Below are 23,513 nucleotides of genomic sequence, written 5' to 3'. Positions count from 1 at the left end.
CGGGTTCAGTCGCAGACTTGCCTGAACAGAGGGTCTTCTCCGCTGAGGCGACGGGCTTCCCGGGTATCGGGTTTGCCTTCGTCAGTCAGCGCAACCAGCTCTCCGCTCGGGCAGTTAAGCAGCCATGTGCCCTTGGAAACGCGGCCACCGTAGGTCTGCCGGAAGTGATAGAGCTGAAAGCGGGCTGTATCCCCGTTCGCGGGGTTGCGGGCGATACTGCTGGTATCCAGCACGGTAATGCGGTTGATCTGGGGAAAAAAGAAGCTCCAGGGACGCCAGAATTCGGCCTGTGACTCGGTAGCCACCACCACCGATTCTGACGGCATGCGTGCGGTCATCTGGTCGTACCAGTTGTATTCCATGTAGATCTGATAGCCCATCATGCCCAGCCCGGCAAACACCGGAATCAGCCAGCGGGGCGCCTTCTTGGCGGTTGCTGCGCGAATGCTCATGGCAATGCCAGCAGCGGCTAGGCCACAAATGATGGTGGCGACAAAGTTCCAGAACATAGTACTTCCTCTGGGAGCGTCTGAAAAAATCGGGGGAGCCTTGGCTTCCGGGACTTTTTGAGAGGCTCGGTAAAAAAACGGGCCTCCTGAAAAGGAGGCCCGTCCTGGATCAACCCGTTCAGATTCGCATCTGAATGCGGGGCGTATTATGTCTTAGTGATCCACTGCCTTGCCAGCACCCCGCGGATAGCGAACGCTTTCCACGAGTTCCTGGATCTCTACCGGCGGCTCCTCGGTGGCGTTGGACACCACGAAGGCCACGATAAAGTTCACCAGGGCACCGACGGCACCAATGGACAACGGGGAGATACCCAGTACCCAGTTGGCAGCGTTGTCAGGCAGGTTGGCGGTTCCCGGAATGAAGAGCCAGCCCTTGTACACGAAGATGTACACCAGGGTGAAGCTGAGGCCGGCCAGCATACCGCTGATGGCACCCACATTGTTCACCCGCTTGGAGAAGATACCCATCATCAGGGCCGGGAACAGGGAGGCAGCTGCGATACCGAAGGCCAAGGCCACCACCTGTGCCGCGAACCCGGGTGGATTGGCCCCCAGGTACGTTGCCACCGCGATCGCCACGGCCATGGAGATACGGGCCGCCAGCAGTTCGCCCTTTTCCGAGATACCGGGGTTGATCGCGCCCTTGATCAAGTCGTGACTGATAGCCGACGAGATGGCCAGCAACAGACCCGCCGCCGTGGACAGTGCCGCTGCCAGACCACCCGCTGCAATCAGACCGATGACCCAGCCCGGCAGGTTGGCAATTTCCGGGTTCGCCAGCACCAGGATATCCCGGTTGTAGGAGAACTCGTTGCCTGCCCAGCCGCGGGATTCGGCTTCGTCAGCGAAGTCGGCGTTGGCGTCATTGTAGTACTGGATGCGTCCGTCGCCGTTCTTGTCCTCATAGGTGATCAGACCTGTGACCTCCCACTCTTGGATCCACTGCGGGCGCTGATCGTATTCGATGGGCTCGGCCGCCGTGCCTTCCGGATAGATGGTTGTCATCAGGTTCAGACGCGCCATGGAGGCAACGGCCGGAGCTGTCAGGTACAGCAGGGCGATGAACACCAGTGCCCAGCCTGCAGACCAGCGTGCGTCAGCCACCTTGGGAACAGTGAAGAAGCGGATGATAACGTGGGGCAGGCCCGCGGTACCGATCATCAGCGACAACGTGAACAGCACCATGTTCAGCTTGTTGGACACATCCGCCGTGTAGGACCCGAAACCGAGGTCGGTGATGACCTGGTTCAGCTTATCCAGAACCGGCAGGCCGGACTGGGTGTGTTCGGAGAACATGGCCAGCGGCGGGATCGGGTTACCAGTCAGCTCGATGGCAATAAAGATCGCCGGAATGGTGTAGGCGATGATCAGTACGCAGTACTGGGCCACCTGGGTGTAGGTGATGCCCTTCATGCCACCGAGTACGGCGTAGATGAAGACCACAACTGCAGCAATGATAAGCCCTGTCGTTGCGTCCACTTCCAGGAAGCGGGAGAAGGCTACACCAGCACCGGCCATCTGACCGATTACGTAGGTTACCGATGCCACGATCAGGCACAGTACCGCTACCAGGCGGGCGTTACGGCTGTAGAACCGGTCACCGATGAACTCGGGTACGGTGAACTTGCCGAACTTCCGCAGGTAAGGCGCCAGCAGCATGGCCAGCAATACGTAACCGCCGGTCCAGCCCATGAGGAAGGTGGAGTTGGCGTAACCACCGGCGGCAATCAGGCCCGCCATGGAGATAAAGGATGCCGCTGACATCCAGTCTGCGCCGATAGCGGCGCCGTTGGTGATGGGGTGAACACCGCCACCAGCCACGTAGAAATCACTGGTGCTGCCAGCCTTGGCCCACACAGCGATAAGGATATACAGGAGGAATGAGCCCCCGACAAATATGAGGTTAATCGCAAACTGACTCATCGGATCACTCCTCCTCGGCCAGGCCGAATTGCTGATCCAGCTTGTTCATACGCCAGGCGTAGAAGAAGATCAGGGCAATAAAGGTCAGTATGGAGCCCTGTTGGGCAAACCAGAATCCGAGGTCGGTACCGCCCACCGGAATACCGGCAAGCAAGGGTCGTAGCAGGATTGCGAAGCCGTAGGATACGAGTGCCCACACGATGAGGCAGCCCAGTATCAGACGCAGATTCGCCTTCCAGTACAGAACAGCATTGCTGCTTGCGTCAGACATAACAGGTCTCCTGTTTTGTTTTTGTAGGATTTAGACGCTTGTAAGTGGGAGAAAAGCCAAAGCCAGCCAGGTCACTGTCCTGCCGTTATACGGCGGGCATTGACCAGTGCTGTCCTTGATGAGCAACCATGGGAAATTGTTATTCACGGGTTTTTCTCCTGCTGGTTACCATCTCTGACTTTACCTTTCGCGACGTTAATGGATATTGGCAAAAGGTCTAAGTGAGCTTTGCAACAATGTAAAAAGTTGTTTTGGCGGGGATTAATCGGGGGCCAGGGCGGGTGTTCGGGAACTTTCCGAACGGGATGAGAAATCCGTCATAATTGCCGCATGGTCTTGAGGCGCTGGTGATATTTCAGGCGCTGGTGGAGGTCGTCGAGCGTGACAACACCCTGTTCGCGAGCTTCCCTGAATGCGATCAGGGAGAGTTCGGCGGTGGCCAGTGCGTCGGCGGCGGCATGGTGCCGGGCTGAAATCTCAAGGCCGAAGTGGTCCGCCCAGTTGTCCAGCCGTTTGTTGCCTTCCAGGGCGTGGGGGAAGAAGGCGGGCATCAGTTCGGCGACATCGAGCCAGGTGTGCGTCTGGGAGTAGTTCAGTTGCTGGCGCAGGGCCTTTTCCAGGAACTTGCGATCAAACGCCGAGTGAAACGCCAGCACCGGGTCGCCGTTCATCCATTCCAGCAATCGCAACAGGGCGTCCTGGGTCTCATGACCACGGGTCAGGGCTTCCGGGCCGATACCGTGGATCAGTACCGTCTCGCGGATATCCAGTTCGGGCCGGCGAAGGATCAGGTCAAACTGGTCGCTCAGGGGGATGGCCATGCGATCGATGGCGACGGCACCTATGGCGATCACCTTGTCTTTCGCCGGATTGAGGCCAGTGGTCTCCAGATCCAGTACGATGAACCGGAGGTCGTCCAGGTGCTGGCCCCCTGCTGATTTTGGTGGCGGCAAATGGGCGACGTCGTGGTGCTCCGCGGTGCCGGTAAGTTTGCCATTAATCCAGTTCTTGAACTGATCCAGCATGGTTGTGTTTTCCTAGAGCTGGTAGGTGACTTCCAGCTTCTGCTGGAGGCGCTGGGCCTGCCGGAAAGACTCCCTGAGGATACGGCGGTCCAGCGGGTTCAGGTTGTCAGGGTTGATGTAGTTGGACAGTTCCTCTCCCTGCTGCAACTGCTCCTGGTGAGCACGCATGCGGATCGCCTGGATCAGGCTGTAGGCCTCCTGCCAGGCGTTGGCATCCTTGGCATCGAACACGCCCTTGCGAACCAGCTCCTCCATCCGTTCCAGGGTGTTGGCGGTTGCAACGCCGTTGGCCAGGGCGAACACTCGCACCGATTCCACAAAGGGTGACAGCCCCTGGCGTTTCAGGTCCAGGCTGTGGCGGTCGCCGTCAGGCGCATACCGGAAGCCGCGAAAGATGTTCAGCGGTGGTCGCCGTTGCAACGCGTTGCCGGCCAGCATTTTCTGGAAAAGTGCGTTCTTGCGGATACGGGTCAGGATCTTTTCCAGCAGTTCCTTTAGCGGCTCGATTGGTCCGTACACCGCCCGCATGTCCAGGAAGATGGACGAGTAGACAAGGTTCTGGGGGGTGGACGCGTCGATGAACCTGAGGAACCAGTCGTCCCATTCCTCACCACTGAGGCACAGCTTCGGGTTGCTGGCCATGATATTGCCCTTGCACCAGGTGAAGCCACACTGTGCCAGCTCCTTGTTGATGGTCTCGGCAAAGGGCAGCAGCTTTTCCCGCACCTGGTCCGGGGTCATGCCTTCAGGGGTAGTGAACAGGATTCCGTTGTCCTGGTCTGTCAGCAGGGTCTGTTCCTGGCGGCCTTCGCTGCCAAAGGTGAGCCAGGTGAAGGGAATTCCGGGGTCGTTCTTTTTCAGGTTCAGTTCCAGAACCCGGCGCACGGTAATGTCGTTCAGGGTGGTTATGATTTTCACGACCTGACCCGAGTCTGCGCCATGGGCCAGCATGGCGTCCACCAGCCGGGACACATCCTCTCGCAACGCAACAAGCGACTGGAGCTGGGGCGCGGTGCCGATGGCCCGGGCCAGGTGCACCAGGTCGACCCGCTGCAGGGCAAACAGGTCCCGCTCGGACACTACCCCGATCAGCCGGTTGTCCTCATCCACCACGCAGATATGGGCAAAGTGGTGCTCGGCCATCAGCATGGCTGCCTCGAAGGCGTCCGCCGTGGCCGGCAGGTGGTGGGGGTCTGCTGTCATCACCTGGGCGATGGGTGTCTCCAGGGAACAGGTTTCCTCTGCCACCAGGGTGCGCAGGTCACGAAGGGTGAAAATGCCCTTGGGGTGGCGCTGGTCATCGGTGATGATGATGCTGCCCACGCTGTTGTCGTGCATCTTGGCTACGGCCTTGCGCACCGGCATGTCAGGGGAACAGACAATGGGGTTGCGCAGGGCATAGCGTTCCAGCGGCGTGTCCAGTGAATTGGACGAGCCCAGTGAGGCCATGGCCCCGGACTGGATGCGCTGGTTGACCTGGTCCAGCAGGCTGCTGACGCCGCGCAGGCAGAAGTCGCGGAAGGAATCGCTTTCCGAGAACAGGGTGACGAAGTCCTTGTGGTCCAGGCTCAGGCAGAAGGTGTCACCAGTGGCCCGGTGCAGGGTTTGCGTAGGTCGTTCCCCCACCAGTGCGGCCAGCGGGAAGCATTCGCCCTGGCTGATCTCGAAGGTGGTTTCCGGCTCGCCGGTTTTCGGGTTGTTACGCTCGCCCCGGATGCGCCCCTGCTTGACCACGTTGAAGGTGGTGACCGGGCCATCCTCGGGTGCAATCACCTTGTCGCCGTCGGCGTAGAACCGCAGGGTGGCGTGTTCGGCGAACAGCGCCAGATGGGCGTCATCCATGCTTGAAAACGGCGCGTGCTCCCTGAGGAACGCCATGATGGAGCGGGTGTTCTGGGGCAGGGTGGCTTCCTGTTCCTGGGTCATGAACCTGGCTCTCTTTTTGTTGTCACTACCGTGAGTGTAACCCATTGTGGCACCGCTCCGGTTTCGGTCTTTGGTCGTATAATGATCAATTGGTCCGGCGCCGGTGTCTGCTGCTTTATGCCGGTGATAGCCGGTGGTAAAGTGCCGGTTCAACCCTGCTCAGCCCGAAACGTACCATGACTTCCAAAGACGAGCGCCTGTTATTCCTGGAGCAGATGAAAGACGTCCAGCGGATCCGTCGGCCGAACCGTGCCGAGGTGGTGGCTCCCCGTGAGCTGACACCGGGTCACCTGGAGCGTCAGCGAGCAGCAGTGGATGCACCCTCCCGGGATGCGAACCCGCTGACCGCATCGGATGTAGACCCGCTGACGGCCCATGACATTCTCAGTTGGCAGCGTCCGGGCGTCCAGCACGGCGTTTTTCGCAAGCTGCGGTTGGGACAGTACCCCATCGAGGCGCGGCTGGACCTGCATCGAATGACCGTGGAAGAAGCTCGCCGGGAAGTGTTCGGGTTCGTGAAGGACTGTGTTCGCTATGGCCTGCGCTCGGTGATCATTCTCCACGGCAAGGGCGAACGTAACCCGGACAGAATCGCCCAGCTGAAGAGTTACCTGGCCCGTTGGCTGCCGGAACTGGATGAGGTGCTGGCGTTTCACTCTGCACAGAAACACCACGGCGGCACCGGCGCGGTGTATGTCATGGTTCGCAAGGGCGACCAGCAGAAGCAGCGCAACCGGGAAATTCACGGCTCACGATAACGAAATCGTTGTGGCCCGGACTTGGATGACACGAGGTATAACCATGAAAAAGCTGTTCGTTGCTGTACTGGCTACCCTGGTACTGGCGGGCTGTGAAGGCCGCGCCATATGGAATGACAATGGCAAGATCGATGAAGCTACCAGGGATCGAGAAGTCTGGGATGATAATGGCAAGGCAGAAGAGGCCACCAGTAATCGCGAGGTCTGGGACTCCAACGGCAAACTGGACACCGGGGACCGAGCGATCTGGAATGATCGTGAAGGCAATCCGGTAATCCAGTGAGCAGTTTCGATATTACCCGCTATAGCCAGGCCGCCAGGGAGATCTGTGCCGCTGGCGGGTTTCTCTATGCCAGCGGCTGGTCCCCTGCAACCAGCAGCAACTATTCCCGGCGAATCGATAGCGCCCATGTGGCCATCACGGTGTCCGGCCGCCACAAGGGGCGGCTGAGCCAAGCCGATGTCATGGTGGTAGACCTGGATGGGCAGCCGGTTCAGAGCGACTGTCGCCCATCGGCCGAGACCCTGCTCCATACCGTCATCTACCGGGACCGGCCTGATGTCGGCGCGGTGCTGCACACCCATTCGGTGAAGGCCACGGTACTCAGCCGGCTGATCCCTGACGGTGAGGCGCTGATACTGGAAGGCTACGAGCTTCAGAAGGCCTTTGCCGGGGTCAGTACCCACGAGGGGCAGGTAACCGTGCCCGTCTTTGCCAATACCCAGGATATCGCAGCGCTCGCTGGCGAAACCCGCCAATGGCTGGCCAATAACCCCGAGGCACCAGGCTACCTGATTCGTGGCCATGGTCTGTATACCTGGGGCCGAGACATGGACGAATGCCTGCGTCATGTGGAAGCCTTTGAATTCCTTTTTGATTGTGAACTTGAAACCAAGAGGGTCCGCCCATGACAACCCTGAGTATCTTTAACCCGGACAAACCGGAGTCTCCGGAACAGGTGGTAGAGAACCCCGCTGAAATCGCTCGGCTGCTGAAGGAGCAGGGCGTTCGGTATGAGCGCTGGCCCACACGTGCCTTGCCGGCGGAGGCCACCGGTAACGACATTCTTGAGGCCTATGCTGACGAGGTGGCGCACCTGAAAGAGGAGAGCGGCTTTGTCACTGCTGACGTGGTCAGCCTTACGCCAGATAATCCGGACAAGGAGGCTTTCCGCCAGAAGTTCCTGGACGAACATGTCCACAGCGAGGATGAAGTGCGTTTCTTTGTCCACGGCCAGGGCCTGTTCTATCTTCACCTTGGCGAAAAGGTCTACGCTATTATGTGTCGCCAGTGCGACCTGATCAGTGTGCCCAATGGAACACGGCACTGGTTCGATATGGGGCCGGATCCCGAGTTCACCTGTATCCGCCTGTTCACCAACCCCGAAGGCTGGGTAGCGCAGTTTACCGGTGAAGACATCGCCAGCCGCCTGCCCCGCTATGAGCAACTCGCCGGAGCCGCCTGATGATTCGCGTGATCCTGACGGATATTGAGGGCACCACCAGTTCGATTTCGTTTGTCCATGAGGTGCTGTTCCCCTACGCCCGTGAGCATATGGCGGAATTTGTCCGTGAATGGCAGCACGAAGACCTGACCGTGGCGGAGCAGCTCGATATTGTGGCCGAAAAGTCCGGCTGCGACCGGACGGATATCGACGGCCTGGTCAGGGTGCTGGAGCAATGGATCGACGAGGACCGCAAGGAAACCGCCCTCAAGACCCTGCAGGGCATGCTCTGGGAGCAGGGCTATCAGCACGGCGCCTTTGATGGCCATGTGTACCCTGATGCCGCCGAATACCTGCGTTTCTGGCATGACCGGGGGCTACGCCTGTATGTGTATTCCTCTGGTTCGGTGAAGGCCCAGAAGCTGATTTTTGGATTCTCCAGCGAAGGCGACCTGACGCCGTTCTTCAGCGGTTATTTCGACACCAATGTCGGTGGCAAGAAGGAAGCCGTGTCCTATCGTAATATCCTGGATCAGCTGGGCGTAGAGCCACAAACGGTACTGTTCCTTTCGGACGTGGAAGCCGAGTTGGTCGCCGCCGAGTCAGCCGGCATGAGAACCTGCTGGCTGGTGCGTGAGGGCGACCTTACGGAAACGGACAAGCGACCCGTAGCCCGGGATTTCCGTGAGGTTGATGATCAGTTGCTGCAACACCGGTAACCCAGTGCCCGGTAATGAGCCTGTTACCGGGCAGGAAAGCCTCTGTTCCGGGTGGTGCTCCGCTGTGAAAAAGCTTGTCTCTCTCGTCACTCCCGCACTGCCCGCGTTACTGGTTGGTTGCAATCCCTTCAGCGCCCCGGAATCCCTGATGGATGAATACACCGAGCGCACTGCCCGGGTGCTTGACCAGCCTTACGAACTGACGTCGATTCCTGCCACGGATCCTCTGCCGAGGCGCCGCGACCGGGTACTGGAGATGCCGGAAGTGGAGCTGGGTATGCTGGATTTCCTCTCCCTGTTCGGCTGTGAGCTGCAGGTGGTGGCAGGGGAGAAGGCATCCATCCTGGGTCGGGTGATGCAGCCGGCCAACCGGCTTCGGTACGAAGTCCGCTTTATCGAGGCAGCAGACGACTGCCTGCCCGGGATTGAGGATGAGGCACTCCGGGAAGCGGTGTCCGAAGCGGTGGCCAGCAAACGGGCGTCCCTCCCGACAGCGGCCTGGAACGCCACCTGGGGCGTTGAGGAAGTCGAGAACCTGTTCACCCGCACCGAAGGCCTGTACCCCCTCGAGCCTGGGCCTGGCACAGCCAACCTGGCCACAGACCTTAACACCCTGAACGCCGTGCTGGCGCCTTTGCTGGAGGGCGGAACGGATACCAGCCTGGCAAGCCTCGGTAATATCCACCAGCAGTGGCAGACCCACCAGGCCCCCGGCCAGCTCATCCTGACGGCACAGATGCTGATTACCCGCCTGAACGACGCCAGCGATGTCATCGAGTCCCGCCTGCGGGGCCGGCCCCTGTGTCTGGACGGCAAGCCCAACAACCAGTCGGATATTGTCCAGGGCATGTTTTTCAGCGTCTTCGTCGAGAAGGTGCAGCCGTACCTGGTCACGGTGCGACGCGCCCGGGACGATATTATCCAGCCGCTGGCGACCCTTGCAGAACAGCAGCGGGAGGTGATGCCGTCCACGTTCGAACAATGGTATTCCCGCTACCTGGCGCTCGAAGGCGAAGACTCGCTATGGGCGGAGCTGGACGCCAGCCAGCAGCGCCATATCGAACTATGGCAGCAGCAGCTGGAACAGTGTGGGATGCGGCCGGGTGCCTGAAGCTGTTTGCGCGCAACGCTAGCGCTGGCTCTCCGGCGTCACCCGCAGCACTTCCTCAATGGTGGTCAGCCCGGCAGCCACTTTCTGGGCACCGCTCAGTCGCAGTGATTTCATGCCGTCCTTGTAAGCATCCAGCCGAAGCTGTTCCAGTTCGCAGCGGTCGTTGATCTGGCCGGCGATGGCGCGGGACAGGCCGAGGATTTCGTAAACGCCGGCGCGGCCCAGGTAGCCGGTGTCCCGGCATTCCAGGCAGCCAACGGGCTGATAGATGCGTTTGGGGAGCGGCGCCTTCCAGGGGCGGGTCAGGCTGGTCCAGGCATCCTCTTCCAGGTTTGTCGGCTTTTTGCAGTGGGGGCATAACAACCGCACCAGGCGCTGGGCCATGGCACCGATGACCGTTGCCCGGATCAGGTAGGGCGGTATGCCCAGTTCCAGCAGGCGGGTAAAGGCGCTGGGGGCATCGTTGGTGTGCAGGGTGGATAGAACCAGGTGGCCTGTAAGCGCAGCCTGCACGGCCATCTCGGCGGTTTCCAGGTCGCGGATCTCACCGATCATGATGATGTCCGGATCCTGGCGGAGCAGGGCACGTACGCCGGAGGCAAAGGTCAGGTCGATGTTGTGCTGCACCTGCATCTGATTGAAGGCCGGTTCCACCATTTCAATGGGATCTTCGATGGTGCAGATGTTCAGGTCCGGTGAGGCCAGGTTTTTCAGGGTAGAGTACAGGGTTGTCGTCTTGCCGGAACCCGTGGGGCCGGTGACCAGTACGATACCATGGGGGCGGCTGGTCATGGTGTGCCAGCGCTCCTGGTCCTCCGCCGAGAAACCCAGTTGCTCAAAGCTTTTGAGCAGCACCTCCGGGTCGAAGATCCGCAACACCATCTTCTCACCAAACGCGGTTGGCATGGTGGCCAGGCGCAGCTCCACCTCACTGTTGTCTGGCTTGCGGGTTTTGATACGACCGTCCTGGGGGCGGCGTTTTTCGGCCACGTTCAGGCGTCCCAGGATTTTGAGGCGACTGGTGACGGCCACGCCCACCTGCTCGGGAAACTCGTAGACATTGTGCAGTACGCCATCGATGCGGAAGCGTACCCGGGTGACTTCCCGCCGGGGTTCGATATGGATGTCGCTGGCCCGTTGTTCGAAGGCGTACTGCAGCAGCCAGTCGACGATCTTTACCACGTGTTGGTCATTGGCGTCGTGGCTGGTGCCCTGTCCGAGGTCCAGTAGCTGCTCGAAGTTGTGCAGGTTGCCACCGGCGCGTCCCTGTTGTCCGCCGGCCTTACTGACCGAGCTGGCCAGCTGGTAGAACTCCACCGTGTAGCGGCGGATGGCCTCCGGGTTGGCGACCACACGCTTGAGTGGTCTTTGCAGTACGTGGCGCAGGTTGGCTTCCCAATCTGCCTTGAAGGGCTCGGCGCTGGCGATCAACGCTTCCTGGTCCGTCAGCTCCACCGCCAGGATGTGATGGCGCTGCGCAAAGGCATAGGACATGGCCCGGGCGATGGCCGGGGCGTCGATTTTCAGCGGATCAATGTGGTAGTAAGGCTGGCCGGACCATTCCGCGAGCCACCGGGTGAGCCGTTCCAGGTCCAGGGTGCGGCCATCCCGAAGGCTGGTGAGACCGGCAATGGCGATGACTTCGAGGGGGTGGCGGCTGCGGGATTCGGCCCCGAGGTTGGCGGCCAGTACCCGCTCGGCATCTTCCCGGTTGATCTCGCCCGTGTCCGCCAGGGCATTGCAAAGCTCCCGGAGGGTGAGGGGATGGTCGGGGCGGTAATCGGTGGTAGCCATAGTACTTCTCGTGAACCGTCAGGGGCGGTTGGTTTTCAGGTGAACCATGGCAGTCGTGAACAGCGCGAAGGTCAGCAGCGCCATGAACACAGCTACCGGCGCGCCTTCGCTGAGCCAGGCCGTGACCACCGCCTGGGTGAAGTAGAAGATCACGACAAAGCTCATCCAGATATAGCCCCGGTTGTGCCCACGGAAAATGACCCAGACAAAGGGGACCAGGGGTACCAGTTTGACGGTGAGCATCAGTATGACGGATACGTCCTGAACCGGGGATGGCCAGAAGGTGGTGACCACCAGCATGACCAGCAAGAGGGAATAGAGTGCCGCCGTGATGGCGCGGGTGATCCTGGCTTTTTCGGAGTACAGCATGGGCGTTCCTGGGAAGGTGACTTGGGTGACTGCGCCTGGTCAGTCCGCGAGTTTGACGGCAAAACGTGCCAGGCGTTCACCGAAGGTCTGGCAAATGGCTTTCTCGTGGTCGCTGACCTTGCCCCCCGTTTCGTTCCCGCCCCAGTGGGAGGGACCGTAGGGCGTGCCGCCGGTGCGGGTCTCTGACAGGGCCTTCTCGGAATAGGGCACACCACAGAGCACCATGCCATGGTGCAGCAGCGGCATCATCATCGTCAGCAGGGTGGCTTCCTGGCCGCCGTGCAGGCTGCCGGTGGAGGTGAACGCGCCCGCCGGCCGACCCGCCAGGGTGCCGTTCAGCCACAGGTCTCCGGTGGTATCGAGGAAGTATTTCAGAGGCGCCGCCATATTACCAAAACGGGTAGGGCTGCCAATGGCGAGGCCCGCACACCCTGCAAGGTCCGCTTTGGTCGCCCAGGGCGCACCCTCGTCCGGTACCGCTGGTTGCGAGGCTTCGGTATCCGGTGAGACCGGCGGTACAGTGCGGATTCTCGCTGTCATGCCGTCTACCCGGCCGACGCCCCGGGCGATCTGGCTGGCCAGGACTGCCGTGTGGCCGGTGCGACTGTAATAGAGGATCAGAACGTAGGGTTCCTGGTCGGACATGCGACGGCTCCCGGGTGCAAGTAGAGGGTTGGATCGGTATCAGAAAATCCGGAGCACGTTTTCCGGTGGCCGTCCAATGGCGGCCTTGCCCTCATGGGTAACGATGGGGCGTTCGATCAGCTTCGGATGCTGGCTCAGTGCCTGCAGCAGGGCAGCGTCATCCAGCTCCGGGCTGTCCAGACCCAGTTCCTTGTATTCATTTTCCTTTACCCGGATGATGTCCCGCACAGAGCACCCCATGGTGGCAACCAGGTCAGCCAGTTCATCCGCCGATGGCGGTGTTTCCAGGTATTTTATGACCTGAGGATGCAGCCCCTTCTCCTCCAGTAGCGCCAGGGTCTGGCGGGACTTGGAGCAACGGGGGTTGTGGTAAATGCGGGTCGATTGATCGGCCATGTTGGTCTCGCTGCTTCTGGCAATGTTTGGTTATGGGCGACGGCCCGGCGTGCGGGCGGTACAAGTCTATCAGGAGGTGCCATGGGTAAGTACCCTGTTATGGTTGTGATGGTGTATGCAGCGCTGTTGGCGGGCTGTGGGGAGTCAGCCTCGGTGACTGGCCCTTCTGACCCGGAATTCTCCACCGCATCCGGCGACACGTTGGCCTGGGAATCCCTGAGGGGGGAGTGGGTGCTGGTCAACTATTGGGCCGAATGGTGCAAACCCTGCCTTAAGGAAATACCGGAGCTGAACGACGTCGATGGCCTGGAAAAGGTGACAGTGCTTGGGGTGAACTACGACGGGGTCACTGGCGAGGAGCTGGTACAACTCGGTGACCGCATGGGTATCGGCTTTACCATGCTGGCCAGGGACCCGGCCGCGGACCTCGGTTGGGAGGTGCCCCAGGGCTTGCCAGCAACCTTCGTGGTGGCACCGGACGGTTCCCTGAGTGACACCCTGATGGGCGCCCAGACGGAGGCGGATCTGAAAGCGGCCATCGGGCAGGACTGAGGCGCCCCTTTCAGGTAGAATCCGGACTTCAGAACTGACCAGCACCAGGCGGGAATACGAGATCCATGAGCAGCAACTTTGTCCATCTCCGCGTCCACTCCGAGTACTCCATGGTGGACGGCCTTGTCCGGGTAAAGCCGCTGATCAACCGGGTCAAGGAACTGGGCATGCCAGCGGTGGGCCTCACCGAACAGTCCAACATGTGCTCCCTGGTGCGTTTCTACAAGGCGGCCATGGGCGCCGGCATCAAGCCGATCCCCGGCGCCGATCTCTGGCTGGAAAACCCGGATGAGCCGGATAACCCGTTCCGCCTGACCCTGCTGGCCCGCAACCAGAAGGGTTATCTGAACCTCACCGAGATTATTTCCCTCGGCTATACCGAAGGTCAGCGCTACGGCAAGCCGATCATTACCCGGGAGTGGCTGGAATCCCGCCCCGACGGCCTGATTGCGCTCTCTGGCGCGAAGATGGGGGATGTGGGCAGGGCCATCCTGGCCGGCAAACCGGAGCTGGCCCGGGAGCGGCTGCAGTACTGGATGGACCTGTACCCGGGCAGCTATTACCTGGAATTGCAGCGAACCGGCCGAGCCGGGGATGAAGACTGCGTTCACGGGAGCGTGGAGCTTGCCCTTGAGACTGGCTGCCCGGTGGTAGCTACCAACGATGTGCACTTCCTTCACCGGGAAGACTTTGAGGCCCACGAGGCCCGGGTCTGTATCGGCGAGAGCCGGACCCTGGCCGATCCCCGTCGCGAGCGCCGCTTCAGCGACCAGCAATACCTGCGCAGCGCCGACGAAATGTCAGAGCTGTTCGAGGACATCCCCGAGGCTATTGAAAATACCGTCGAAATCGCCCGCCGCTGCAGCGTGCCGGTGCGTATGGGTGAGTACTTCCTGCCGAACTACCCGATTCCCGATGGCATGACCATGGACGAGTTCTTCCGCAAGGTGTCGGAGGAAGGTCTGGAAGATCGCCTGGCAACCATCCTCAGCCCGGATGATCCGGAATATGACGAGAAGCGGGCAGCCTACTACAAGCGCCTGAACTTCGAGCTGGATATCATCATCCAGATGGGGTTCCCCGGGTACTTCCTGATCGTGATGGACTTTATCAAGTGGGCCAAGAACAATGGCGTGCCGGTAGGACCGGGCCGGGGTTCCGGTGCCGGCTCGTTGGTGGCCTACGCGCTGTTGATCACCGACCTGGATCCGCTGCAGTATGACCTCCTGTTCGAGCGATTCCTCAACCCGGAACGGGTTTCCATGCCCGACTTTGACGTCGACTTCTGCATGGAAGGCCGTGACCGTGTGATTGACTATGTGGCCGACAAGTATGGTCGCGAGGCGGTTTCCCAGATCATTACCTTCGGTACCATGGCCGCCAAGGCGGTGGTGCGGGACGTGGCCCGGGTCCAGGGCAAGTCCTACGGCCTGGCGGACCGCCTGTCCAAGATGATCCCCTTCGAAGTGGGCATGACCCTGGAAAAGGCGGTGGAGCAGGAGGAACAGCTTCGCGAGTTCCTGGAACAGGACGAGGAAGCCCAGGAAATCTGGGAAATGGCCCTGAAGCTTGAGGGTGTCTGCCGGAACGCCGGCAAGCACGCCGGGGGCGTAGTGATCGCGCCTACCAAGATTACCGATTTCTCGCCGCTGTACTGTGATGACGAAGGCGGTAGCCTGGTGACCCAGTTCGACAAGGGTGACGTGGAAGACGCCGGCCTGGTGAAGTTCGACTTCCTGGGCCTGCGTACCCTCACCATCATCGACTGGGCACTGAAGATGATCAACCCGCGCCGGGAAAAGCGGGGCGAACCGGAACTGGATATCAACGACATCCCGCTGGATGACGTGCCCTCGTTCACCATGCTGAAAAAGGCGGAGACCACGGCGGTTTTCCAGCTGGAATCCCGGGGCATGAAGGACCTGATCCGTCGGCTGCAGCCGGATTCCCTGGAGGACATGATCGCCCTGGTGGCGCTGTTCCGCCCGGGGCCTCTGCAGTCCGGCATGGTGGATGACTTCATTGACCGGAAGCACGGACGGCAGCCGCTGTCCTACCCGCACCCCGACTATCAGTATGAAGGTCTGAAGCCTGTTCTGGAGCCCACCTACGGGGTCATCCTTTACCAGGAGCAGGTCATGCAGATCGCCCAGGTGATGGCGGGCTATACCCTGGGTGGCGCGGACATGCTTCGCCGTGCCATGGGTAAGAAGAAACCCGAGGAGATGGCCAAGCAGAAGGCCATCTTCCTGGATGGCTGCGCCAACAATGGCATTGACAAGACCCTGGCCGAGAACATCTTCGACCTGGTGGAGAAGTTTGCCGGCTACGGCTTCAACAAGTCCCACTCTGCGGCCTACGCCCTGGTGTCCTACCAGACCCTGTGGCTGAAAGCCCATTATCCGGCCGAGTTCATGGCGGCTGTGCTCACCGCCGATATGCAGAACACCGACAAGGTGGTCACCCTGGTGGAAGAATGCCGCGCCATGGGGCTGGACCTGGTACTGCCGGACGTGAGCATGTCGGAGTATACCTTCACGGTTAACGACGAAGGACAGATCGTCTACGGCCTGGGCGCAATCAAGGGGTTGGGTGAAGGCCCCATCCAGAGCATCGTGGAAGCCCGGCGGCAAGGCGGCCCCTACAAGGACCTGTTTGATTTTTGCTGCCGTGTGGACCTGAAAAAGGTCAACAAGCGTGCCCTGGAAGCGCTGATCCGGGCGGGTGCGGTGGATAAACTCGGCCCGGGCCGGGCCCAGCTGATGGCCAGTATCGACAAGGCCATACAGCAGGCGGGTCAGCAGTCCCGGAACGAGTCTGTGGGTATGACCGACATGTTCGGCGACCTGCTGGGCGGCGATGACGGCGGAGACCCGTTTGCCGATGTGGCGAATGTCCGGGAGTGGCCGGAAAAAGAACGCCTCAAGGGCGAGAAGGACACCCTCGGCCTTTACCTGACGGGCCATCCATTCGATGAATATGAGAAGGAAGTGCGCCGATTCGTGCGCTCCTCCATCGCTGACCTGCAGCCTTCCCGGTCGCCGCAGCGGGTCGCGGGTCTGATCGTCGCCCAGCGCACCATGAAGACCCGTACCGGCTCCACCATGTGCTTTGTGACCCTGGATGACCGCAGCGGCCGTATCGAGGCGACCCTCTTCTCGGAGGCCTTCAACGAGAACCGGGAATTATTGCAATCGGACCAGGTGATTGTGCTGGAGGGGCAGGTCAGCCACGATGACTACTCCGGCCAGATGAAAATGCGGGTAAGTTCGGTGATGGATGTGGCGACCGCACGGCAGTCCTTCAGTCGTGGCCTGCAACTGAAGCTGGAGGCCGGCCAGTTGCAGAATGGCCTGCTGGACAAGCTGGACAATACTCTCAGGCCCTTCCGTAACCAGGGCAGCCCGGTGTGGATCGAATACCGGGGCGAGGGCGCCAGTACCCGGATCGAGCTGGGAGAAAACTGGCGGGTGCAGCCCGATGATAACCTCCTGTTGGAGCTGAGATACCTGGTGGGCGATAACCGTGTGGAACTGGTCTATGATTGATGGATGTTCCGCCTGGCTGATGTTTAAGGCAGATGGTTCGTCAGGCCAGGTCACATTAATACCAAGGTCCGCTTTTTTACAAAGCCTTGCATTGGTATCTTTAGACAAAATTTGAACCTGCTGCCCCTGCGATGGTTGGCCTTCCTGAAAGGCCGGGCTGGAAACTGGGCGGCGGAACAGACACAAGTTGATGGAATACCATGAACCCTAATTACCTGGACTTCGAACAGCCAATTGCCGACCTTGAAGCCAAGATTGAAGAGCTTCGACTGGTAGGTAATGACACCGAAATCAACATTACCGACGAGATCAACCGGCTGCGCACCAAGAGCATCAGCCTGACCGAGAGCATCTTCTCGGACCTTGCCTCCTGGGATATTGCAAGGCTTGCCCGCCATCCTCGCCGACCCTACACCCTCGACTATATCGAGATGATGTTCGACGATTTCGACGAGTTGCATGGTGACCGGGCCTATGCCGATGACCTCTCCATTGTCGGTGGCACCGCACGGCTGGAAAACCAGCCGGTGATGGTGATTGGCCACCAGAAAGGTCGCGAGGTCAGGGACAAGGTACGCCGCAACTTTGGCATGCCCCGCCCGGAAGGCTATCGCAAGGCCATGCGCCTGATGGAAATGGCCGAGCGTTTCCGCATGCCGGTGCTGACATTTATTGACACTCCGGGTGCCTATCCGGGAATTGGCGCGGAAGAGCGCGGCCAGAGTGAGGCCATTGCCCGCAACCTGGCAGTCATGTCTCGCCTGAATACGCCCATTCTGTCGACGGTAGTGGGTGAGGGCGGCTCCGGTGGCGCCCTTGCGATCGGTGTTTGCGATCATCTGTACATGCTCCAGTATTCCACCTACGCCGTTATTTCACCGGAAGGCTGTGCGTCTATCCTCTGGAAGAGCGCAGACTATGCCTCCCAGGCGGCCGAGGCCATGGGTGTTACTGCGGCGCGGCTCAAGGAGCTGGGCGTTGCTGATACCGTAGTGAAGGAGCCGCTGGGCGGTGCCCACCGTGATCCCCAGAAAACAGCTGACGCCCTTAAAGAGGAATTGCTCAAAGGCTTGCACGAGTTTGGCAGCCTTAGCCAGGACGAGCTGGTGGCCCGGCGCTACGAGCGCCTGACCCGCTATGACACCGGGCGGTAATCATCGCCCGGAGACCTTTTTCCCGGAACTGCTGGCGCCCTTCCAGGCGCTGACGGTTACCGGTCATATCCGGGTCGCCCTCTCCGGCGGCCTGGACTCCATGGTTCTGCTTCACCTCGCTCACCAGGTCTTTGGCCACTGTGCCAACGGGCTTTCTGCCATCCACGTTAATCACCAGCTACAACCCGCCGCAGCCGGCTTCGAGGCTGCCAGTGTGGAGACCTGCCAGGCACTGGGCATTCCCCTGGAAGTGGTGCCCGTGCGGATCAGAGCCGCCGGCAGTGTGGAAACGTCCGCCCGTGACGCTCGCTACCAGGTGTTCGCAGATCGCCTGGGTCCCGGAGATGTGCTCCTGATGGCCCACCACGGCGATGACCAGGTGGAAACCCTGCTGTTCCGGTTCCTGCGTGGTACCGGTGTGCGCGGGCTGGGGGGGATTCCGGCAGAGCGCCCCCTGGGCGAGGGCCGGCTGGTGCGTCCGCTGCTCGGAGCAGACCGTGAATTACTGCGGCGCCAGGCCCAGGCAGCGGGCATCGGCTGGCAGGAGGATCCCACGAACGCAGCCACCGATGTCGACCGCAACTTTCTTCGTCACCGGATCATTCCCCTGTTGTCTGCACGCTGGCCGGGCCTGGGTGCGCGCCTGGCTGCGACGGCTCGGGCCTGCCGGGAAGCGCAGGAACTTGCCGACCTTCTGGCCCGTTCCCATTTCGAGCAACTGGCGGACGGACCGCACCGGATTCGTCTCGAGGGGTTTGGCGAGTTGCCGCTATCGGCCCGTCGCAACCTGTTGCAGTGGTGGCTGGGTGATAGCCTGGATCGCACCCTGTCAGACCGTGAGCTCGATGGGCTGGTATTGGCCGCCGCCGATGCCATGCCGGAAATCCCCGTTGGCCCATTTGCCCTGCGTCGTTTTCAGGGCCATATTTACCGGGTTACCCGTTACCCCGATCCGGTAGCCGGGGATCAGTTCCTGGAGCCGGGCCGGACGATCCGGGACGGCGATTATACAGTCAGCCTCAAGGGCGAGGCTGGTTCCGGGGTCTCCCTGCTGCTCACACACCGGCGGGGTGGTGAGCGTCTGCGGGAGCGGGCTGGCGGCCCTTCCCGGCCCCTGAAGAAATGGCTGCAGGAACGGAGCGTCCCGCCCTGGGAGCGGGATCGTTTGCCACTGGTATTCCGGCGCGACGAACTGGTGGCCGTGGGCGACCTCTGGCAGTTACCGCAGAAGGAGCATACGACAGAGGCTGGCTGGCAACTGGATATTCGACGGGAGGAGGGCATTGTCTGCGATCGTAAATAGCAGGCTGTCCGGATTGAGCAGTGGGGGGCTTTCTGGTAATCTGGCGTCCCATCTTGAGATGACAATCTCCCTCCTTTACTGAACCTGATAATCACGGAATCTGCATGACGCGTTATATTTTCGTCACCGGCGGTGTTGTGTCCTCATTGGGGAAAGGGATCGCGTCTGCCTCCCTGGCGGCTATCCTTGAAGCCCGTGGCCTGAAGGTCACCATTCTCAAGCTGGACCCCTATATCAATGTGGACCCGGGTACCATGAGCCCGTTCCAGCACGGTGAGGTCTTCGTGACCGAAGACGGTGCAGAGACCGACCTGGACCTGGGGCACTACGAGCGCTTTATCCGTACCCCCATGACCCGTCGCAATAACTTCACTACCGGCCGGGTCTACGAAGAGGTTATCCGCAAGGAACGCCGGGGTGACTACCTGGGCGGCACCGTGCAGGTGATTCCGCACATTACCGACGAGATCAAGCGCCGGGTGGTGGAAGGCGCCGCCGGGGTGGACGTTGCCCTGGTGGAAATTGGCGGCACCGTGGGTGATATCGAATCGCTGCCGTTCCTGGAGGCCTGCCGTCAGCTCAAGGTGGAAGTAGGGCCGACGCGTGCGCTTTTCATGCACCTTACCCTGGTGCCCTACATCGCCACCGCCGGCGAAATCAAGACCAAGCCTACCCAGCATTCGGTGAAGGAAATGCGCTCCATCGGCCTGCAGCCGGATATCCTGCTGTGCCGCTCCGAGCATGAAGTGGATGCCAGCTCCCGCCGCAAGATCGCCTTGTTCACCAACGTGGAAGAGCGGGCCGTTATCCCGTTGCAGGATGCAAAATCCATCTATGCCATCCCCCGTATGCTGCACGGCTTTGGCCTGGACCAGCTGATCATTGAACGCTTCGGCCTGAAGGCCGGTGAGGCGGACCTGGGTGAGTGGGACGCGGTGGTCGATGCCATTATCAATCCGCAACAGGAAATCACCATCGCCATGGTGGGCAAGTACATGGAGCTGCTGGACGCCTACAAGTCGTTGATCGAGTCCCTTCTCCATGCCGGTATCAAGACCCGTACCAAGGTCAATATCGAATACATCGACTCCGAGGATATCGAGCGTAACGGTACCGGTGTACTGGAAAGGGCGGACGCTATCCTGGTACCGGGAGGTTTTGGCGAACGGGGCGTGGAAGGCAAGATCCGCACCGTACAGTACGCACGGGAGAACAAGGTTCCGTATCTGGGTATTTGCCTGGGTATGCAGGTAGCCGTTATCGAATACGCCCGCAACGTGGCCGGTCTCGAAGGTGCCCATTCTACCGAGTTCCGTGAGAACTCCCCCGCACCGGTGGTCGGTCTGATCACCGAGTGGCTGGATGCCAGCGGCAAGCGGGAGGAGCGCACGGAAGAATCCGATATTGGCGGTACCATGCGTCTGGGCGCCCAGGACTGTGTGCTCACTGAAGGTTCTACCATCAACCAGTGCTACGGCAAGTCAGTGATTCGCGAGCGGCACAGGCACCGTTATGAAGTGAACAACCACTTTGTACCGCAACTGGAACAGGCCGGCCTGCGTGTCGCTGGTCGTTCCACCGACGGCAAACTGGTGGAAGTGGTGGAAGTGCCCGACCATCCCTGGTTCGTGGCCTGTCAGTTCCACCCCGAGTTCACATCCACGCCCCGTGACGGCCACCCGCTGTTTACCGGGTTCGTGGAGGCTGCCCTGAAACACGCCGGGCGCTGATCGCCCGGCCATAATCCGACAAGGACATCGCGGCCATGGCCCAACCGACTCTCAATGTTGCCGACCTGACTATCGCCAACGAACGGCCGTTTGTCCTGTTCGGTGGCATGAATGTGCTGGAATCCCGGGACCTGGCCTTTGAAGTGGCCGATGCCTACGTCGACATTACCCGCCGGCTGGGTATTCCCTATGTCTTCAAGGCCTCTTTCGACAAGGCTAACCGGTCCTCCATAAACTCCTTCCGGGGCCCGGGCCTCGAAGCTGGCCTGCAGTTGCTGGCGGACATCAAGGACAAGTATGGGGTGCCGGTGATTTCCGATGTGCATGAACCCTGGCAGGCGGAACCCGCCGCCAAGGTGTGCGACATCATCCAGCTACCGGCCTTTCTGAGCCGCCAGACCGACCTGGTGGTGGCCATGGCGAAAACCGGCGCGGTCATCAATATCAAGAAAGCCCAGTTCCTGGCGCCCCGGGAAATGGCGCATATCATCCGCAAGTGCGAGGAAGCCGGCAATGACCGGGTCATCCTCTGTGAACGGGGCACCAGTTTTGGCTACAACAACCTGGTGGTGGACATGCTCGGTTTCCGCCAGATGAAGGACCTGGGTGTGCCGGTATTTTTCGACGTAACCCATGCCCTGCAGATGCCTGGTGGCCGGGCGGACTCCGCTGGCGGCCGCCGTGCCCAGGTCGGAGACCTGGCCCTGGCGGGTATGTCCCAGGGACTGGCCGGCCTGTTCCTGGAAGCCCACCCGGACCCGGACAAGGCCCTGTGCGATGGCCCCTGTGCCCTGCGACTCAGCCAGCTGGAGCCGTTCCTGAAGCAGGTGAAGGCGGTGGACGACCTGGTCAAGGGCTTCGAGCCCCTCGATACAGCCTGAGGTTGTCTCTGGCACAGCTACGAATCGTGGAATGTTTCTTCAAGTCAGACACTATCCGGAGATAGAAAAGCATGACCAAGATCGCTGATATCAAGGCCCGTGAGGTCCTGGATTCCCGCGGTAACCCGACGGTTGAAGCCGATGTCATTCTCGAGGATGGCACCCTGGGGCGGGCTTGCGCCCCTTCCGGCGCTTCCACCGGCTCCCGGGAAGCCCTCGAACTCCGTGACCAGGACAAGGGCCGCTATCTGGGCAAGGGCGTGACCAAGGCCGTGGCAGCGGTGAATGGTGATATCCGTAACGCCCTGGTGGGCAAGGACAGCGCGGATCAGCGTTCCCTGGACCAGATCATGATTGACCTGGACGGTACGGACAACAAGGCCAATCTGGGCGCCAACGCAATCCTGGCGGTATCCCTGGCCGCAGCCAAGGCCGCTGCTATCTCCCTGGGCAAGCCCCTCTACGAGCACATTGCCGACGTCAACGGTACCGCCGGTCAGTACTCCATGCCGGTACCCATGATGAATATCCTCAACGGTGGCGAGCATGCCGACAACAACGTGGATATCCAGGAATTCATGGTGCAGCCTGTTTCTGCGAAGAACTTCGCTGAAGCCCTGCGTATTGGTGCAGAGATCTTCCATAGCCTTAAAAAGGTGCTGAAAGATCAGGGGCTTAACACAGCGGTAGGTGACGAGGGAGGCTTCGCTCCCAACCTGCCTTCCAACGAGGCCGCGCTCGCTGCCATCAAGGAAGCTGTTGAGAGTGCCGGCTACAAGCTGGGTACCGATGTGACCCTGGCCCTGGATTGTGCTTCCTCGGAGTTTTACCGGGATGGCCAGTACCAGTTATCCGGTGAGGGCAAGAGCTTCGATTCCGCCGGTTTTGCTGATTACCTGGCAGGCCTGTGCGAGCGGTTCCCCATTGTCTCCATCGAAGATGGTATGGACGAAGGCGACTGGGACGGCTGGAAGGTGCTGACCGAAAAGCTGGGCAGCAAGGTGCAGCTGGTTGGCGACGACCTGTTTGTGACTAACACCCGCATACTGAAAGAAGGTATCGAGAAGGGCATTGCCAACTCTATCCTGATCAAGTTCAATCAGATCGGCAGCCTGACTGAAACCCTGGATGCCATCAAAATGGCCCAGGACGCCGGTTACACTGCGGTGATCTCCCATCGCTCTGGCGAAACCGAGGACACCACCATAGCCGACCTGGCAGTCGCCACCCGGGCTGGCCAGATCAAGACCGGCTCGCTGTGTCGCTCCGATCGTGTGGCCAAGTATAACCAGCTGCTGCGTATTGAAGAGGCGCTGGATGGCAAGGCACCATACCGCGGCCTGAAGGAAATCAAGGGCCAGGGCTGAAAGGCCTGTCTGCCGGTCCGTGCATCATTGCGCGGACTGGGCTAGACTCTGGGTGCCTGCGGTGGGTGGCAGCTTCTTGCACCGGTA

The 23,513-nt window shown here is 60.6% G+C and carries 22 protein-coding genes; 13 read left to right on the top strand and 9 right to left on the bottom strand.

Going from position 1 to position 23,513, the window contains the following annotated elements; translation table 11 throughout:
* Window positions 1-5 precede the first annotated feature (5 nt).
* The 5 genes from BM036_RS01515 to BM036_RS01495 form a co-directional block, all read right to left on the bottom strand.
* Entirely contained in the window at window positions 6-509 is a 504-nt protein-coding gene (locus BM036_RS01515; RefSeq protein WP_091848454.1) for a hypothetical protein, read from the bottom strand.
* A gap of 153 nt (window positions 510-662) precedes the next feature.
* A complete protein-coding gene (locus BM036_RS01510; RefSeq protein WP_091848453.1) occupies window positions 663-2,432 on the bottom strand; it encodes a sodium:solute symporter family protein in 1,770 nt (589 codons plus the stop codon).
* A gap of 4 nt (window positions 2,433-2,436) precedes the next feature.
* The gene (locus BM036_RS01505; RefSeq protein WP_091848452.1) at window positions 2,437-2,703 is read right to left on the bottom strand and encodes a DUF4212 domain-containing protein; all 267 of its coding nucleotides are present in this window, start codon (window positions 2,701-2,703) and stop codon (window positions 2,437-2,439) included.
* A 317-nt stretch (window positions 2,704-3,020) separates the two neighbouring features.
* Window positions 3,021-3,728, bottom strand: a complete 708-nt coding sequence (locus tag BM036_RS01500; protein WP_091848451.1) for a 3'-5' exonuclease — start codon at window positions 3,726-3,728, stop codon at window positions 3,021-3,023.
* Between the two features lie 12 nt (window positions 3,729-3,740).
* Entirely contained in the window at window positions 3,741-5,654 is a 1,914-nt protein-coding gene (locus tag BM036_RS01495; protein WP_091848450.1) for a putative nucleotidyltransferase substrate binding domain-containing protein, read from the bottom strand.
* A 176-nt stretch (window positions 5,655-5,830) separates the two neighbouring features.
* Between BM036_RS01495 and smrA the strand changes: the two genes are divergently transcribed.
* The 6 genes from smrA to BM036_RS01465 all read left to right on the top strand — a co-directional run bounded on the left by smrA (window position 5,831) and on the right by BM036_RS01465 (window position 9,687).
* A complete protein-coding gene (gene smrA, locus BM036_RS01490; RefSeq protein ID WP_091848449.1) occupies window positions 5,831-6,412 on the top strand; it encodes a DNA endonuclease SmrA in 582 nt (193 codons plus the stop codon).
* 43 nt (window positions 6,413-6,455) lie between these two features.
* On the top strand, window positions 6,456-6,695 hold the full coding sequence (locus BM036_RS01485) for a membrane lipoprotein lipid attachment site-containing protein (protein WP_091848448.1): 240 nt from the start codon (window positions 6,456-6,458) through the stop codon (window positions 6,693-6,695).
* On the top strand, window positions 6,692-7,324 hold the full coding sequence (locus tag BM036_RS01480; RefSeq protein ID WP_091848447.1) for a methylthioribulose 1-phosphate dehydratase: 633 nt from the start codon (window positions 6,692-6,694) through the stop codon (window positions 7,322-7,324). Before BM036_RS01485 ends, BM036_RS01480 begins: the two co-directional genes overlap by 4 nt.
* Window positions 7,321-7,878, top strand: coding sequence for a 1,2-dihydroxy-3-keto-5-methylthiopentene dioxygenase (locus BM036_RS01475; RefSeq protein ID WP_091848446.1), 558 nt, complete (start codon window positions 7,321-7,323; stop codon window positions 7,876-7,878). Before BM036_RS01480 ends, BM036_RS01475 begins: the two co-directional genes overlap by 4 nt.
* Window positions 7,878-8,576: an acireductone synthase gene (gene mtnC, locus BM036_RS01470; RefSeq protein ID WP_091848445.1), complete on the top strand. Its 699-nt coding sequence runs from the start codon at window positions 7,878-7,880 to the stop codon at window positions 8,574-8,576. Before BM036_RS01475 ends, mtnC begins: the two co-directional genes overlap by 1 nt.
* A gap of 64 nt (window positions 8,577-8,640) precedes the next feature.
* Complete coding sequence (locus BM036_RS01465; protein ID WP_245742397.1) at window positions 8,641-9,687, top strand: DUF3080 family protein; 1,047 nt, start codon at window positions 8,641-8,643, stop codon at window positions 9,685-9,687.
* 18 nt (window positions 9,688-9,705) lie between these two features.
* Here BM036_RS01465 and tfpB read toward each other — a convergent pair whose 3' ends face one another.
* Genes tfpB through arsC form a run of 4 tightly spaced genes read right to left on the bottom strand, consistent with a single transcriptional unit; the run spans window position 9,706 to window position 12,891 of the window.
* A complete protein-coding gene (gene tfpB, locus BM036_RS01460) occupies window positions 9,706-11,481 on the bottom strand; it encodes a type IV pilus assembly ATPase TfpB (RefSeq protein WP_091848443.1) in 1,776 nt (591 codons plus the stop codon).
* Window positions 11,482-11,499: 18 nt separating this feature from the next.
* Window positions 11,500-11,850 carry a DUF2069 domain-containing protein gene (locus BM036_RS01455; RefSeq protein WP_091848442.1) on the bottom strand — a complete coding sequence of 117 codons (351 nt, stop codon included), beginning with the start codon at window positions 11,848-11,850 and terminating at the stop codon, window positions 11,500-11,502.
* 39 nt (window positions 11,851-11,889) lie between these two features.
* Complete coding sequence (gene wrbA / locus BM036_RS01450; RefSeq protein WP_091848441.1) at window positions 11,890-12,495, bottom strand: NAD(P)H:quinone oxidoreductase; 606 nt, start codon at window positions 12,493-12,495, stop codon at window positions 11,890-11,892.
* A 39-nt stretch (window positions 12,496-12,534) separates the two neighbouring features.
* Complete coding sequence (gene arsC / locus BM036_RS01445) at window positions 12,535-12,891, bottom strand: arsenate reductase (glutaredoxin) (RefSeq protein ID WP_091848440.1); 357 nt, start codon at window positions 12,889-12,891, stop codon at window positions 12,535-12,537.
* A gap of 81 nt (window positions 12,892-12,972) precedes the next feature.
* Here arsC and BM036_RS01440 point away from each other — a divergent pair, with 81 nt between their 5' ends.
* The 7 genes from BM036_RS01440 to eno all read left to right on the top strand — a co-directional run bounded on the left by BM036_RS01440 (window position 12,973) and on the right by eno (window position 23,426).
* Window positions 12,973-13,443, top strand: a complete 471-nt coding sequence (locus BM036_RS01440) for a TlpA family protein disulfide reductase (RefSeq protein WP_091848439.1) — start codon at window positions 12,973-12,975, stop codon at window positions 13,441-13,443.
* 65 nt (window positions 13,444-13,508) lie between these two features.
* Complete coding sequence (gene dnaE / locus BM036_RS01435; protein ID WP_091848438.1) at window positions 13,509-16,991, top strand: DNA polymerase III subunit alpha; 3,483 nt, start codon at window positions 13,509-13,511, stop codon at window positions 16,989-16,991.
* A gap of 200 nt (window positions 16,992-17,191) precedes the next feature.
* Window positions 17,192-18,145, top strand: a complete 954-nt coding sequence (gene accA, locus BM036_RS01430) for an acetyl-CoA carboxylase carboxyl transferase subunit alpha (RefSeq protein WP_091848437.1) — start codon at window positions 17,192-17,194, stop codon at window positions 18,143-18,145.
* Window positions 18,129-19,448, top strand: a complete 1,320-nt coding sequence (tilS, locus tag BM036_RS01425; protein ID WP_091848436.1) for a tRNA lysidine(34) synthetase TilS — start codon at window positions 18,129-18,131, stop codon at window positions 19,446-19,448. The genes accA and tilS overlap by 17 nt, the downstream gene beginning before the upstream one ends.
* A gap of 104 nt (window positions 19,449-19,552) precedes the next feature.
* Window positions 19,553-21,178 (top strand): CTP synthase, encoded by a 1,626-nt coding sequence (locus BM036_RS01420; protein ID WP_091848435.1) that lies wholly within the window; start codon window positions 19,553-19,555, stop codon window positions 21,176-21,178.
* Between the two features lie 35 nt (window positions 21,179-21,213).
* Window positions 21,214-22,059, top strand: a complete 846-nt coding sequence (gene kdsA, locus BM036_RS01415; protein WP_091848434.1) for a 3-deoxy-8-phosphooctulonate synthase — start codon at window positions 21,214-21,216, stop codon at window positions 22,057-22,059.
* A gap of 71 nt (window positions 22,060-22,130) precedes the next feature.
* A complete protein-coding gene (gene eno, locus BM036_RS01410) occupies window positions 22,131-23,426 on the top strand; it encodes a phosphopyruvate hydratase (RefSeq protein ID WP_091848433.1) in 1,296 nt (431 codons plus the stop codon).
* Window positions 23,427-23,513 lie beyond the last annotated feature (87 nt).

It is taken from the genome of Marinobacter segnicrescens (assembly GCF_900111555.1).
GTDB classification, from domain to species: domain Bacteria; phylum Pseudomonadota; class Gammaproteobacteria; order Pseudomonadales; family Oleiphilaceae; genus Marinobacter; species Marinobacter segnicrescens.
Note: the sequence above shows the minus strand (reverse complement) of the source record. Positions and strands in the feature narration are given on the sequence as shown.

Excerpts from the sequence above, each read along its gene's own strand:
- accA (WP_091848437.1), top strand. The coding sequence starts at position 17,192 with ATGAACCCTAATTACCTGGACTTCGAACAGCCAATTGCCGACCTTGAA.
- BM036_RS01485 (WP_091848448.1), top strand. The coding sequence starts at position 6,456 with ATGAAAAAGCTGTTCGTTGCTGTACTGGCTACCCTGGTACTGGCGGGC.
- smrA (WP_091848449.1), top strand. The coding sequence starts at position 5,831 with ATGACTTCCAAAGACGAGCGCCTGTTATTCCTGGAGCAGATGAAAGAC.
- tilS (WP_091848436.1), top strand. The coding sequence starts at position 18,129 with ATGACACCGGGCGGTAATCATCGCCCGGAGACCTTTTTCCCGGAACTG.
- BM036_RS01510 (WP_091848453.1), bottom strand. The coding sequence starts at position 2,432 with ATGAGTCAGTTTGCGATTAACCTCATATTTGTCGGGGGCTCATTCCTC.
- BM036_RS01475 (WP_091848446.1), top strand. The coding sequence starts at position 7,321 with ATGACAACCCTGAGTATCTTTAACCCGGACAAACCGGAGTCTCCGGAA.
- wrbA (WP_091848441.1), bottom strand. The coding sequence starts at position 12,495 with ATGTCCGACCAGGAACCCTACGTTCTGATCCTCTATTACAGTCGCACC.
- BM036_RS01420 (WP_091848435.1), top strand. The coding sequence starts at position 19,553 with ATGACGCGTTATATTTTCGTCACCGGCGGTGTTGTGTCCTCATTGGGG.
- BM036_RS01495 (WP_091848450.1), bottom strand. The coding sequence starts at position 5,654 with ATGACCCAGGAACAGGAAGCCACCCTGCCCCAGAACACCCGCTCCATC.
- BM036_RS01440 (WP_091848439.1), top strand. The coding sequence starts at position 12,973 with ATGGGTAAGTACCCTGTTATGGTTGTGATGGTGTATGCAGCGCTGTTG.
- tfpB (WP_091848443.1), bottom strand. The coding sequence starts at position 11,481 with ATGGCTACCACCGATTACCGCCCCGACCATCCCCTCACCCTCCGGGAG.
- kdsA (WP_091848434.1), top strand. The coding sequence starts at position 21,214 with ATGGCCCAACCGACTCTCAATGTTGCCGACCTGACTATCGCCAACGAA.
- BM036_RS01515 (WP_091848454.1), bottom strand. The coding sequence starts at position 509 with ATGTTCTGGAACTTTGTCGCCACCATCATTTGTGGCCTAGCCGCTGCT.
- BM036_RS01455 (WP_091848442.1), bottom strand. The coding sequence starts at position 11,850 with ATGCTGTACTCCGAAAAAGCCAGGATCACCCGCGCCATCACGGCGGCA.
- BM036_RS01505 (WP_091848452.1), bottom strand. The coding sequence starts at position 2,703 with ATGTCTGACGCAAGCAGCAATGCTGTTCTGTACTGGAAGGCGAATCTG.
- dnaE (WP_091848438.1), top strand. The coding sequence starts at position 13,509 with ATGAGCAGCAACTTTGTCCATCTCCGCGTCCACTCCGAGTACTCCATG.
- mtnC (WP_091848445.1), top strand. The coding sequence starts at position 7,878 with ATGATTCGCGTGATCCTGACGGATATTGAGGGCACCACCAGTTCGATT.
- BM036_RS01500 (WP_091848451.1), bottom strand. The coding sequence starts at position 3,728 with ATGCTGGATCAGTTCAAGAACTGGATTAATGGCAAACTTACCGGCACC.
- eno (WP_091848433.1), top strand. The coding sequence starts at position 22,131 with ATGACCAAGATCGCTGATATCAAGGCCCGTGAGGTCCTGGATTCCCGC.
- arsC (WP_091848440.1), bottom strand. The coding sequence starts at position 12,891 with ATGGCCGATCAATCGACCCGCATTTACCACAACCCCCGTTGCTCCAAG.